8 protein-coding genes are annotated in these 14,286 nt (G+C 45.9%); all 8 read left to right on the top strand.

Features of this window, described 5'->3' with window-relative positions; all coding sequences use genetic code 11:
* The first annotated feature begins 302 nt into the window (after positions 1-302).
* The 8 genes from gap (at position 303) to H6995_07370 (ending at position 14,258) form a co-directional block, all read left to right on the top strand.
* Positions 303-1,322 (top strand): type I glyceraldehyde-3-phosphate dehydrogenase, encoded by a 1,020-nt coding sequence (gene gap, locus H6995_07405; protein MCP5214817.1) that lies wholly within the window; start codon positions 303-305, stop codon positions 1,320-1,322.
* Complete coding sequence (pyk, locus tag H6995_07400) at positions 1,310-2,755, top strand: pyruvate kinase (protein MCP5214816.1); 1,446 nt, start codon at positions 1,310-1,312, stop codon at positions 2,753-2,755. The genes gap and pyk overlap by 13 nt, the downstream gene beginning before the upstream one ends.
* Before the next feature lie 138 nt (positions 2,756-2,893).
* Positions 2,894-4,438, top strand: a complete 1,545-nt coding sequence (locus H6995_07395; protein MCP5214815.1) for a peptide MFS transporter — start codon at positions 2,894-2,896, stop codon at positions 4,436-4,438.
* 457 nt (positions 4,439-4,895) lie between these two features.
* The gene (locus H6995_07390) at positions 4,896-7,364 is read left to right on the top strand and encodes a TonB-dependent receptor (GenBank protein ID MCP5214814.1); all 2,469 of its coding nucleotides are present in this window, start codon (positions 4,896-4,898) and stop codon (positions 7,362-7,364) included.
* A 150-nt stretch (positions 7,365-7,514) separates the two neighbouring features.
* Entirely contained in the window at positions 7,515-10,691 is a 3,177-nt protein-coding gene (locus H6995_07385; GenBank protein ID MCP5214813.1) for a PD40 domain-containing protein, read from the top strand.
* A 4-nt stretch (positions 10,692-10,695) separates the two neighbouring features.
* A complete protein-coding gene (locus tag H6995_07380) occupies positions 10,696-11,991 on the top strand; it encodes an amidohydrolase family protein (GenBank protein MCP5214812.1) in 1,296 nt (431 codons plus the stop codon).
* An 82-nt stretch (positions 11,992-12,073) separates the two neighbouring features.
* Complete coding sequence (locus tag H6995_07375; protein ID MCP5214811.1) at positions 12,074-13,213, top strand: DUF819 family protein; 1,140 nt, start codon at positions 12,074-12,076, stop codon at positions 13,211-13,213.
* A gap of 61 nt (positions 13,214-13,274) precedes the next feature.
* On the top strand, positions 13,275-14,258 hold the full coding sequence (locus tag H6995_07370; GenBank protein ID MCP5214810.1) for a sugar kinase: 984 nt from the start codon (positions 13,275-13,277) through the stop codon (positions 14,256-14,258).
* Positions 14,259-14,286 lie beyond the last annotated feature (28 nt).

Here is a 14,286-nt window from a genome sequence, read left to right as displayed (position 1 = left end):
GCTAGCATTATCAAAATGACAGTTCTTTCGTTAATCGATGCTAGGGAATTTTTTGATCAAAATTTCTAATTATTTCCTGTTAAATAGGATTATTGTTTTTTGAATTTGATAAAAATATTAATTTAATTTTTATATAAATTATTTAACATTATGTTATTAATAATAAATAAATATTTTTATGTTGATGGCGCCGGCAGTAAGATCAAATTGAAAAAATTATAATAATGGGGTTAAAATGGTGTTTCAGTTACTCTGTACTAAAGGGTTTATTTTTCAACATCCATGAGGTTAATCAGTCAACTATGATCAATGTGGCGATCAACGGTTACGGTCGAATAGGTAGGAACATATTGCGCGCGCTCTATGAGGGTGGCTATCGGGACAAAATACAGATCCAGGCAATTAATGACCTTGGGGCTGCGAAAACAAATGCCCATTTAACGCAATACGATACAACGCACGGCCTATTTTTTAAAAAGGTATCCGCCAGCGCGGATGCTATTCAGGTAGGCAGTGATACCATTCGTGTGCTGGCAGAGCGCGATCCAGCAAAACTACCCTGGGGCGAACTGGGTATTGATGTCGTTTATGAATGCAGTGGTTTATTTACGGATCGTGAATCTGCTGCCAAACATATTCAAGCGGGAGCAAAAAAAGTGTTAGTGTCAGCGCCATCTAAGGATGCGGATGCAACCGTTGTTTACGGGGTTAATGACAATATTTTGAGCGTCGAACACCAGATAATATCGAATGCATCCTGTACCACAAACTGTTTGGCTCCAATAGCAAAAATTTTAAACGATGCGCTGACTATTGAGTCAGGAACCATGACGACGATCCACTCTTACACCAACGACCAGAGCCTCCTAGATACTTATCATCCAGATCTTCGTCGTGCCCGCGCGGCCACGGCATCGATGATTCCGGCCAAAACAGGCGCGGCACAGGCGATAGGCTTGGTATTGCCGGAGTTGGCTGGAAAATTAAGCGGAGTTGCCATTCGTGTGCCTACAGCCAATGTTTCTTTGGTTGATCTAACATTTATTCCCGCGCGGCAAGTAACCTCTGAGGAGGTAAATGAGATTATGCGCGCAGCCATAAAACAACATTGTTTAAAAGGCGTGCTGGCCTATAATGATCAGCCTCTGGTGTCACAGGATTTTAATCATCATGCGGCATCATCCATATTTGATGCCAGCTTAACTCAGGTTTCGGGAAAGGCGGTTCAAGTGATGGCGTGGTACGATAATGAGTGGGGGTTTTCGAATCGGATGCTAGAGAATACGCTCGTGTTAGGAGAAATAAATAATTGGAAGAACTAAAGCTTCGTCGCACTAAAATAGTTGCTACGCTCGGGCCGGCAACAGATAACGCCAGTGTGCTGGAAAAATTATTGTTGGCGGGCGTGAACTTAGTACGACTAAACTTTTCGCATGGTGATGCGGCTGACCACCGCTGGCGTGCACAACAAGTCCGCGCCATCGCTAAAAAAAACGGGTTGAACGTAGCAATATTGGGTGACCTGCAAGGCCCCAAGATTCGAATCGCGCGCTTTGCCGATAAAAAAATACAGTTAGCCGCAGGTAGTATGTTTACCCTTGATGCCAACTGGGACAAAAATCTTGGGGATTCCAATCAGGTTGGTCTTGATTATGAGGCCTTGCCCAGCGAAGTGTGTCAAGGTGACAGGCTTCTCCTTGATGATGGCAGGATAGTGCTTGAAGTGGATTCCGTACAGAACGATCGTGTCCGCTGCGTAGTGCAAACAGGCGGTATATTGAGCAACAACAAGGGAATTAATCGACAGGGAGGTGGGCTTTCTGCCGCCGCTTTAACTGAAAAAGATCTGGCTGATATTAGGCTCGCCGCCGAATTAGAGGTGGATTATCTCGCCGTTTCATTTCCTCGTAACGCAGAGGATATCAAAAGGGCGCGAGAATTATTGCGCGATGCTGAATCGCTTGCTGGGATCGTTGCCAAAATTGAGCGTGCTGAAGCGGTTGCCGATTTGGAGACGCTGGATGCTATGATCACTGCATCCGATGCGGTGATGGTGGCCCGGGGTGATCTTGGCGTAGAAATTGGTGATGCTGAGTTGGTGGGCGTTCAAAAACACATTATAAAGCGCGCGCGTGAGCTTAACCGCTGTGTCATTACTGCCACACAAATGATGGAATCAATGATTCTTAACCCACTACCGAGCCGTGCCGAGGTTTTTGATGTAGCCAACGCGGTATTGGATGGTACTGATGCGGTCATGTTGTCGGCGGAAACAGCTGCTGGGGAATATCCAATTGAAGCGGTGCAGGCGATGTCGCGGGTTTGTATTGGCGCCGAAAAGCAGCTAGCGGCCACTAAGGCCAATCATCGTCTTGACCTTGAGTTTTGTCGCACCGATGAAGCTATTGCGATGGCGACCATGTATGTGGCGAATCACTTGCAGGGCATTAAGGCGATTATTTGCATGACTGAGTCTGGTTATACAGCGCTTTGGATGTCCAGAATACGCTCAGGAATTCCTATTTACGCATTTAGCCATCAGCCCAAAACTCTGCGTAGGGTGCTTCTATACAGAGGCGTAGAGCCCATTTTTTTTGACGCCGCAAAAGTTGGCAGCCATCTGGATAGCTTGGCTATAGCAGAGCTGAAACGCAAAAACCTCGTACAACAAGGAGATCAGGTGTTGCTGACTAAGGGTGACCGGATGGGCATCCAAGGTACGACTAATGTTATGAAAATCCTTGAGGTGCTATAAGCGAAAGGTTTTGTCTATTTCTCTTATAAGTGCTACTTGGCGATATCTCTTGGGTAACGACCTAAGACAGCGTAAATCAGTACCAGATAAAACCTAACAATAATAGATATGGGGGTGGCAATGCCGGTCGATGGCGCTATGACAGAAAATAATAGGGCCTACCAAAGTGGAGAAATATTAGGCCACCCCAAAGGATTATTTGTTTGTTTTTTCACCGAACTTTGGGAGCGCTTTTCTTATTACGGCATGCGCGCGCTGCTGATTTTCTATCTCACGCAGCACTTTCTATTTTCCGACGAAAAAGCCTACTTAATTTACGGTGCTTATACTGCACTAATTTATATCACACCGGTCATCGGTGGGGTGCTAGCTGATCGCTGCCTCGGTCCTGGGAAGGCAGTCACCTTTGGCGCGATACTGCTGGTGATCGGACATTGCGGTATGGCGATTGAGGGGCCAGTATCGGTTAGAGAGGGCGCAGAGGTGGCGCGAAATCCTTTTTTCCTTCAAATCTTTTATCTTTCCTTAGCTTTCATCGTAACGGGTGTTGGCTTCCTCAAGGCAAATATATCCACCATTGTTGGCTCCCTATACGAACAGCAAGATCCCCGCAGAGATAGTGGCTTTACAATTTTCTACATGGGAATCAATTTAGGATCATTTTTTGCTGCGTTACTTTGCGGTTGGCTCGGTCAAACCTATGGCTGGGGCTATGGATTTGGCTTGGCAGGTATTGGTATGCTGCTTGGACTGTTGGTTTTTATTAAAGGTAAACCGCTACTCGAAGGGAGGGCGGACTCACCTTGTTCTGCGCGCTTAAAAGAAAAGATTTTTGCTGGAATGTCGCGCGAAACCCTTATCTATTTGAGTGGTATCATCGGTGTTTTTATCGTTTGGCTGCTTATTCAAAACCAGGAACTGGTAGGGCAGATATTGATGGGCACGGAAGCTTTGGTGCTCCTGTTTCTCTTGGTGTATGCGTTTACCCAATGTGAGCCAGATGATAGAGATCGCATGCTGGTTTGCACAACGCTGATTGTGTTCTCGGTACTGTTTTGGTCTTTGTTTGAGCAGGCGGGCTCCTCTCTGAATATATTTGCCGATCGCTCAATTAATCGAAATGTCCTTGGCATAGAAATCCCCGCATCGATGTTTCAATCACTCAATGCTTTTTTTATATTCACGTTAGCCCCGTTATTCTCAATTCTCTGGACTTGGTTGGCACGGCGTGGCTGGGAACCGTCGACGCCAATAAAATTTGGTTTGGGTATTTTGCAGGTTGGATTCGGCTTTTTGGTGCTGGTGTTTGGCTCAGAATTTTCTGAAGGAAGAGGGCGGATAGGCATGGTCTGGTTGGTGCTGATCTATTTTTTGCACACAACGGGCGAGTTGTGCTTATCTCCAGTTGGCCTTTCAATGGTCACTAAGCTCAGCTTAAAACGGATTGTTGGTATGATGATGGGCGTCTGGTTTTTAGCTTTTGCCGCCGCTAATTATATTTCGGGGCAAATCGCAATGATGACAGGCGGCTCCGGTAATGCCAGCTTGGCAGTGGATCAGCAATCGTTGACAGCTCATGTTCTGGCTGTGTACGAAAACGTAGGCTGGCTTGCCGTGGGCGTCGCCGCTTTACTATTTTTAATAACGCCCGTGCTAAAAAAACGTATGCACGGCGTGCATTAGAAATTTCATTTCATAAGTAATCCATCGCTGAAGCGTAACCCATCAAAATCTAGCCTAATCCCTCTTTTAAAAGGAGGTTTAGGCTGCGCTCTTCATAAAATTCACCTTTGATCAGTGAGTTTCATTTTTTTATAGTGCCCTCTGAATATTAAAGATATTTAAAGCAATACAAATAATACCTTTAATTAATTGGCATTTCTTTATTTAAGCTAGAAAAATTGCATATAACCCGCCATATAGCTCAATAAAAGTAATTTTTATTATCAATATGCAGCCAATAAATAAATTATAATATTATTGAAATTTATATTTAATGGGGTTAAATTGCGGTTTGTGATGTTGAACTAAAATCATCACTACTCAATGTAGGCCACCAAACATGTGCTTATAAATATAAAGAAATAACTGCATTTAGCAGGTATTCGATAATAGGTTAAAACCATGAGGAGTAATGAATATGAAACCAAAACTATATCTGCTTTCATCAGCAGTCTTTGCTGTTAGCGGGTACACACCACTCATTCAAGCGGAAACGGTTACTCTAGAAGAAGTGGTTGTCACAGCCCAGCGGCGTGAGCAGTCGTTTCAAGATGTTCCTATCAGTATCACCGCTTTTAGTGCTGAACAGATCGAACAGAGTAACTGGAAGGGTGCTCGTGATTTTATCCAAATGACGCCAAATGTTTCTTTTTCTGAGAATGATTCTCAAGGTACAAAAAACGGGGATATTACCATTCGAGGCATTAGTGATCTGACTTCTGGGGCTGGTGAGCGGATTATTCAAACTCGTCCGGCCATAGGCGTTTTTGTGGATGACTTCAGTGTCTCCAGTGTCTCCAGTGGCAGTGCGAATCCGCCGCTTGGAGATGTTGAGAGAATAGAGGTGCTGCGTGGTCCTCAAGGAACCTATTTTGGGCGTAATGCCACTGGCGGTGCAATTAATATTGTGAGTAAGAAACCTAATGAAGAAAAGGAACTCCAGGTCAGTGCTGGATTAGGAAATTTTGGTACCTACTCGCTAGGGGCGGTTGCTAACACACCACTCACAGATAATCTATTTGTACGATTGGGCGTTAGCTATGAGGAAAGTGATGGTATTGTTGAAAACCTTTCACCCACAGGTAACGATGCAGATTATGAGAACACGAACATCCGCTTGGCATTGAGGTGGCAACCAGGCGACTGGACGTTGGATTTAACCGGGCAGTTTATTGACGAGGATGAAGGAAATTTGGGGAAAGTCCCGGTTGATGGCGGTCCAGGAACCTTTCCGGTGTTATTTATTCTTGGATTTGACCCAAATAATCTCAGTGCCACCTGTGGCAAAGGTGAATCTATTAATTTTGCGGATAATGATGATAGAAATTGTGAAAATGCTGATACCTACACGGAAGTAGAAAACAATATCATTACTTTTAAGGCGGAATATGAAGGTGATCGCTTTACCTTCACCTCTATTACCGGTCAGATCGATAGTGATTTCGGGCAATTTGAAGATCTCGATAATACTGGTTTGGACCTGTTTAATCGTCTAAATGAATATGAATCCGAATCATTTAGCCAGGAATTCCGTATCGCTTCAGCAGGCGAAAATATGGTCGATTGGACAGTTGGTGCGTTCTATTACAAGGACGAGTTTGAAGTAAACAATCGTATTATAACTGGGTTTGATACGGTGCCTGGATTTACAGGGTTTCTTACCGTGCCTGGAGACTACCCCAATGAAAATCAGCAATTTGTCGACCGGGAAGGTTGGGCAGTCTTTGCCGACATCGCTTGGCACATTAATGACCAATTAACTCTGAACATTGGTGGGCGATATTCCTATGATGAAGATGAACAGCACTGGGAAAATACCTATGCGTCATTTGCTTGTGGGACGAGAGAGGTTGTTGGCGGCGTTGCAGCACCTCTGGCGCCAGCCTGTGAGCTGCGACCTGATCAAACACTACCCTTACCTGTTTATGAAAGTGGTGGGATGCAGTATGTGACAGGAGGTCGATTACCTCAGCGGTTATTTACACAAAATGATACTGACGACAATGATTTCTCACCAAGGATAGCGTTAAATTGGAAATTTAGTGAAGACCATTCGTTATTCGCCACTATCTCGCAAGGCTATCGTCCGGCTGGGGTAAGAGTGGCACCTGATTCCGATTTTCTTGGGCCAGATGAGCAGTTAGGCTTGGCGACTCCGGTAGATACTCGCTCAGAGTTTGATAAGGAAAAAGTCACTAATTATGAGATTGGCTGGAAAGGGTACTTGAACAACCGCCGGACACGCGTGGAAGTGAGTTTATTCAGGATAGACTGGGAGGATATGCAGGTTCGAGTCGGGCGATTTATTTGCCGTCTGTCAGATGGCACGCCAGTTGATGCATCGTCCTCGGCATCAGTTGGATGTGTCACCGGTGTAACACCCGATAACCGAGTTGATAATGCCGATGAGGCTCGCAGTCAAGGTGCTGAATTGAGTGTTCAGACGCTAATCGGCGATCACATTGAATTAGCGGGTGCTATCGGCTATATGGATGCGGAATTTAAGGATTTCGACTCGTCAGATGGCGATCTGTCAGGCAAAGATTTGCTGAATGCCCCTGAGCTGACCGGTGCGTTATCCGGCCAATATAATTGGAGGTTTAACGATGGTAATGGCTACCTACGACTGGAAGCAAATTTTCGTAAAGGTGTCTGGACCCGACTTGGTGATTTAGTGGCATCTAACGATTTTCCGATGAAAACAGATGATTTTACCGTTGTTAATCTTCGCGCTGGAATTAACTGGTCCAACCAACGATTGGCGCTTAGCGTGAATAATCTACTTGAAGAGGATTATATCCTTGGGATTGATACCTTTGCGCCCAGTGCGGTGATATTACCGCACCCTCGCAGCTACAGTCTGACTTGGTCTATGTCGTTTAAATAACCAACTCATTCCGATGGGACGCCTCAGCAACAGGGGTGTTGTAAAAACGTCCCATCGGTTATCAACCTGTCATCCGTGAATATAAGTTTAGCGAAAACCAAACTTAGAGTAATTACTATGCGGCAATACCGTCTTTTATTGGCATTTTTAATGACTACAATATTGATGGTATTAAAGATGCCATTGTCTAATGCAGCTATTGATGCCCGCTTGCTGCGTTTCCCCGATGTCTCAGCCGATAAAATCCTATTCACCTACGCCAGCGATCTTTGGATTGCTCCGCTCAGTGGTGGCCGCGCCTACCGCTTAACCTCCGATGGAGGGAGCGAAAAACGTGGCAAATTTTCTCCCGATGGAACGCAGGTTGCTTATAGCGCCACCTATCAGGAAAACAGAAATATTTTCACCTTAGATGTTGAAGGTGGTATTCCAAAACAAGTGACTTACCACCCTGATCCAATGGCTATTTTGGATTGGAGCGCCGACGGCAAGCAGCTGCTATTTGCCAGCACCATGTATAGTGAACGTCCACGCTACAATAAATTGTTTCTGGTCAATGCGCGCGGTGGCTTACCGGAGCAATTACCGCTTTTTTACGGAGAAACGGCGGCACTGTCGGCGGATGGGAGCCAGCTTATATACACCTTCTACAAGGATTTTCAGGAAGAATCCTGGAAGCGCTATGAGGGAGGCCGAGCACCGGATTTGTGGTTGTTTGATAAAAACACGGGAATATCCAGAAAATTGACAGATTACGTCGGCCCCGATTCACAGCCGATGTGGGCTGGGGATATGGTGTATTACCTGTCCGAAAATGGTGCGCATCAACGTAGCAATATTTGGGCACTTGATTTAATGACAGGGGCAAAAAAGCAGATCACACATTTTATTGATTATGACGTACGTCATCCATCAATTGGGCCAAGCCATATAGTGTTTCAACAAGCCGACCGGCTTTACTTACTCTCTCTTGCCGACAATCAGGTGAAGCCTATTGATATTGATCTGGTGATTGATCAGCAGAGTCTAACTGAGAAACCCCAGTCAGTGGAAAAGCGTATTACCAGTTCAGCACTATCGGCAGACGCGAAAGCCGTTTATTTTGAAGCTAGGGGAGACATTTTTAAACTCGATGCTGAACACGGGGTTGCAACCAATCTGACACAAACGCCTGGAATTGCTGAGCGTTATCCCAGCCCTTCACCGGATGGTCAGAGCTTGGCTTATTTTTCTGACCAGAGCGGGGAGTATCAGTTGGTGCTGCATCAGTTGAATTCGAGCGCATCAAAAACGCTTACCCATTTCACCCAAGGCTATCGCTACCGCCCACAATGGTCGCCTGACAGCAAAAAAATAGCATTTATTGATAATGAGCAGGTGCTTCGAGTTATCGATGTCAAATCAGCAAAGATGACTGTAATCGATAAAGGTTTGAGGCGGGGCCATTATGAACTGGAGAACTTTCAAGTTTCCTGGTCGGCAGATAGTCGTTGGCTAGCGTTTTCAAGGCATCTGGAAAATTTGAACCAGGCTATTTTTCTCTATGAAGTGGCTTCCCAAAAACTGACGCAGGCAACCAGCGGTGACTACAACGATTTTGATCCGGTGTTTGATCCGCAAGGAAACTACCTTTACTTGCTTTCTCACCGTCAATTTTCTCCGATTTTCGGAGACATCGATGAAACTTGGACTTACGCCAATTCCACGACCATTGGATTGATACCTCTTAGGTTAAACACTTTGTCACCGTTCCATCCAGGTTGGCGCCGGTTGGAAGTATCGTCAAAGGTTGAAATTGATCTTACCGACTTTGAAAATCGCTTAGTGCTGCTACCGTTGAAGGCGGGACGCTACGTCAACCTGAGTGCTGTTCCAGATAAATTGATTTATCAGGAACAGCCAACGCAAGACCCCGATAAAAAGGATGGCGCGATACTTAAGTATTACGACCTCACAACAAAAACCGAGAGCAATATTATTGCTGACGTGAGTGGCTTCGAACTGTCCCATAGCGGCGAAAAAATACTATTACAAAAGGATGAGGTTTATGGCCTTGTGGAGGTTGCTAAAGATCAGGAATTGAAGGAAAAACTAGCGACTGCAAACCTAATCGCTGCACCTAACCTGAAGGCTGAATACCGACAAATGGTGAGCGAAGCGAAACGCTACGTCAGAGATTTTTTTTATGACCCCGGAATTCATGGTTTGGACTGGCCCGCGGTGGTCGATAGTTACCGACGCTGGTTACCCTATGTGAACAACGAAGAAGACATGACAGTGCTGTTGACCGAATTGGCCGCTGAACTTTCTGGGGGACATATTTGGGCGACGGCGGCAGATTCGCGTTGGCGCCCCAAAAACGAAACAGTTGGCCTTTTAGGTGTTGATTTTGAAGTAGCGGATAACGCGTACCGCATTAAGAAAATCTATGCCAGTGGGGCTTACGCCGATGCGCCTGTCTCACCGCTTGCAGCGCCGGGGCTTAATGTTAAGGTGGGTGATTATCTGTTGGCAGTCAACGGCACGCCTTTATCGACCCAGGATGATCCCTGGAAAGCCTTTCAAGGCCAATTTGAAAAAGTAGTACGGCTCTCTATCAGCCACACGCCTAAGCTTGAAGATGCCCGAGAGATTCTGGTCAAAACAATCGCCAGTGAACAAAAGTTACGTGAGCTGGATTGGGTTGCCTCAAATCGCAAAAAGGTGGCCCAAGCGAGTGATGGTAAATTGGGCTACCTGTACCTGCCTGACACCTCGCTGAATGGCCAAAATGATTTGATGCGCCAGTTTCGGGCACAGTTTCACAAACAAGGTTTAATTATTGATGAGCGTTTTAATATGGGGGGAGCGTTAGGTGATCGCTTAGTAGAACTGCTCAACAGACCGCCGTTAAATTATTTTAGTAGCCGTAACGCAATGGATTATGCTTTACCGACGATCGGCCATAATGGCCCGAAATCCTTAATTACCAACGGTTGGAGCTACTCTGGTGGGGATGGTTTTCCTTTCTTATTTAAAACAGCTCAGTTGGGTCCTCTGATTGGCACTCAGACTTGGGGTGGTTTGATTGGTCCAAACCTGCCTCTTAAATTCATCAATGGCGGCGCCATTTCAGCTCCTCCGCAACGGGTATATGACATTTGGGGTCATTGGGCTGAGGGTAATGAGGGAGTTCGACCTGATATTGTCGTAGAAAATGATCCAACCAGATTGTATTTTGGAGAGGACGCACAGCTCGATCGTGCTATTAGCGAAACCCTGAAAGCGCTAGAAACCCATCCAATAATCAAAGTACCTGAATTTCCCAGCGCTCGCATCAGGAGATAATAATATGAAGAATCTGTATATCTGGACACTTAGCTTCTTACTCATCATGACTAGTTTCTTAGGGCATGCCGACCAGTCCCAAGATGTTACCTTAATTTATGCCGGTAAAGTGCTATTAGAGGCGGGCAGAAGTCCCCAGGAAAAGGTCAGTATTCTAGTGGTTGGAGAGACGATTGAAAAAATCATTCCTGGATTTGTTGACCCTGCTGAGCTGTCTGCTGTTAACAAAGTTAAGGTTGTTAATCTTCAGGATAAGTTTGTTCTTCCGGGATTGATTGACGCGCACGTGCATCTTCTCATGCTTTACAAGGGTGATCGTGCGACTACAACCGAAGGACAGAATGCTTTGCATGGTGCTTATAATGCCAAAATGACCCTAGAGGCTGGCTTCACGACTGTACGCGATTTAGGCGCCCCTGACAGTTCAATTTTTGCACTACGCGACGAGATTAATGCAGGACGCATTGCCGGACCGAGAATACTAGCCGCTGGTGCTGCAATCGCTGTAACTGGCGGGCATGGTGACGATACAGGTTACAATGAAGAATTATGGCACGAAACCGCTAGCGGAGGTGTTTGTGATGGTGTTGCCGAATGTCGCAAAGCGGTCAGACGGCAGATAAAACGCAGTGCCGATGTAATTAAAATAACGGCCACTGGTGGTGGCGGTAAGCCCCAAGGGGGACCGGATGCGGAACCAGAATTTTTTGAGGATGAGTTTATCGCTGCTGTCGAAACGGCCCATCGTTTAGAAAAGAAAGTAGCCGTTCATGCGCATGGCACCAAAGGTATTCAACTTGCTTTGCGCGCTGGGGTGGATTCCGTCGAGCACGGGACTTTTTTGGATAATGACACCATCCAGTTATTTAAAAAAACAGGGGCTTTTTTGGTGCCCACGTTGTCGGTGCGTGACAACTTAAAAGCAGATATTGATGAAATGCCTGCTTATATCCAAGAACGAGCGAGATATATCGTTGAGATAACCCCTAAGTTGATGGGTGACGCCCATCGCAAAGGTGTCAAGTTTGCGCTGGGATCAGATGCTGGCGTGGTTGCTCATGGTAACAATGTGAGAGAGTTGGAATGGTTGGTTGAAATTGGCATGACCCCACACCAAGCATTAAAAGCCGCGACTCTTAACGCGGCGGAATTGCTTGATCTGAGCGATAAGGTTGGAAAAATAGCGATTGGGATGTCGGCAGATATGATCGCTGTCGAAGGCGATCCTCTAGCCGATATAACTGCGTTAAGGAATATCAGGCTCGTAATGAAGTCAGGTCAAATTTACCTCCAACACTAATTAGCGGTATCAGGCAGCGCAATTATTTGGAACCAGATCATATAAAGCTGAATTTGGTATTAACAGCGGGAGTAAAAGCAACATGTCGATAATAGCATCGGACAATGTTTTAGCACTTGGGACCGTGCTGTTCGCCTTGGCTTGGTTTGGTTTTTGGATGGATACCAACTCCATTGGCAAGAAGACCTCCGGTGTTATCTGGATTCTATGGGTAGCAATGGCGCTCTCTAATACAAACATCATTCCGCTTCAGGCCCCCACCTATGATTTTGTTGGCGGGACACTCGTTCCTCTAGCGATCCCCTTACTTCTCTTTAAGGCAGATTTACGCAAAATCTTTAGAGAAAGCGGTGTTGTGATGATCACATTTTGCCTTGCCAGCATGGCGACTGTTATCGGTGCAGTTCTGGGGTTTTACTTGCTTGAATTGGGTGATATAGGGCCAAAAGTGGCCGGTGTGTATTCTGGCGCCTGGATCGGAGGCATGGTGAATTTTCTCGCGGTATCCCAAGCGGTTGAAATGACGCCGGATGAGTTTAGCGTTGCCCTCAGTGCCAGTGCCGTAGTGAGTATTCTAGCGCTAATGATGTTGCTCGCCATTCCTTCGGTGCGCTGGATAACTAATCGAATACCCTCTGCCTTATTAGGCGATGAAATACTAGAGGGTGATCATCCTTTAAGTGCTGGAGAGAGTTATGAGGTTCGATTAAAACTGGCTCACGTCTGTGGTGCTCTGGCCATTAGCTTTGCGATCTGTGCGGTTGCTCAGTTGATCGCGCAGGCCTTGAAGATGGAGCATTACAGTATTTTGTTTATTACCGTACTGACGATTTTGGTAGCCAACCTATTCCCCACAATGATGGCAAATCTGGAAGGCGATTTTGAGCTAGGCATGCTGATTATGTATCTATTTTTTGTTGTTGCCGGAGCAAGTACCGATGCAACATCCTTTTTGGGCTCAGCACTGTATCTGTTTTTTTACGGTATGTGCATTATTTTCATCCACCTGGCATTGGTATTGACCGTCGCCAGGCTGTTTAAAGTTGATTTGGCCGAAGCAATTGTGGCATCGGGAGCGGCGCTGGTCGGGCCTGCAGTGACGGCAGCGATTGCAACTTCACGTGGTTGGAAAGACTTGGTTACCCCCGCAATAATGTGCGGAATTTTTGGCTATGTCATCGCCACATTTATTGGCGTAACAGTAACCAAAATGCTTACTTGATGGCAACTAATAACCTTTCTGAAAAAGATAGAAATATTTGATTTTTGAACGGATGGATTAAATGAAAATAGTAGATAGCTCGAAAGAGTCTCTGCGGTCGGCGCCTGAAAAATCAAGCCTGAACTGGCCAGGTGCGGGTACTCAACGCGTAGCCGCAATTGGCGAGTGTATGATTGAAATCACTGAACGTGAGGGCGTTGGGCTTTCCTACGGTTATGCTGGCGATACGCTCAATACTGCGGTTTATCTGGCGCGTGAATTTAACGATTGTGGCCATAAGGTCGATTACGTTACCGCCGTCGGAGATGATGATTTTAGTCAGCAAATGGTCAAACTTTGGATTGACGAAGGTGTTGGCACGGAACTGGTAACGGTTATCCCCGGCGAGCTACCAGGGCTTTATTGGGTTCGTACCGACAATAGCGGTGAACGCAGTTTTTTTTATTGGCGCAAGGAAACAGCTGCCCAAAAATTGATGGAGGCCACTCGCGCCTTCGGTTTGGCAGAACAACTGGCGCATTACAATATAATTTATTTGTCTGGTATTACTCTCGCTATTCTACTGAAGGAAAGCAGGGAATTATTACTCGCCATGCTGGATCAATTAAGGCGATCCGGAGTGCTGATAGTTTTCGATACCAATTATCGCCCCAAACTTTGGGGCTCCAAACAGGAAGCTGCTTTTTGGATCACCCGGCTAGCTGAAATTGCCCATGTCGCTACCGTCAGTTTTGATGATGAGCAAGCTGTTTTCGGAGATGGCTCCACTAAAGATACGATAGCACGCCTACACGCAACTGGCGTGGAAGAAGTGATTGTCAAGAATGGCGCAAAACCATGCATGGTCTCTGATACGCAAACCCTGATTGAAGTGCCGTTAAAAACCATTGTTAAACAGGTAGACACAACCGCAGCGGGAGATTCCTTTAATGCCGGTTATATAAACGCCAGAATTAGCGGTAAAGGACTTCAGGAATCCGTTGAATGTGCTCAAAAAATTGCGGCGATGGTTGTGCAATTTCCCGGTGCCGTCATTCCTAAATAGTATGCATTTCTATGCTTGTCTTTAATAG

The sequence above is a fragment of the Pseudomonadales bacterium genome (assembly GCA_024234615.1).
GTDB lineage: Bacteria > Pseudomonadota > Gammaproteobacteria > Pseudomonadales > IMCC2047 > JAJFKB01.
The sequence above is the reverse complement of the archived record's forward strand: the minus strand, read 5'-3'. Positions and strand labels throughout refer to the sequence as shown.

Excerpts from the sequence above, each read along its gene's own strand:
- H6995_07375 (MCP5214811.1), top strand. The coding sequence starts at position 12,074 with ATGTCGATAATAGCATCGGACAATGTTTTAGCACTTGGGACCGTGCTG.
- H6995_07380 (MCP5214812.1), top strand. The coding sequence starts at position 10,696 with ATGAAGAATCTGTATATCTGGACACTTAGCTTCTTACTCATCATGACT.
- H6995_07390 (MCP5214814.1), top strand. The coding sequence starts at position 4,896 with ATGAAACCAAAACTATATCTGCTTTCATCAGCAGTCTTTGCTGTTAGC.
- gap (MCP5214817.1), top strand. The coding sequence starts at position 303 with ATGATCAATGTGGCGATCAACGGTTACGGTCGAATAGGTAGGAACATA.
- H6995_07395 (MCP5214815.1), top strand. The coding sequence starts at position 2,894 with ATGACAGAAAATAATAGGGCCTACCAAAGTGGAGAAATATTAGGCCAC.
- H6995_07385 (MCP5214813.1), top strand. The coding sequence starts at position 7,515 with ATGACTACAATATTGATGGTATTAAAGATGCCATTGTCTAATGCAGCT.
- H6995_07370 (MCP5214810.1), top strand. The coding sequence starts at position 13,275 with ATGAAAATAGTAGATAGCTCGAAAGAGTCTCTGCGGTCGGCGCCTGAA.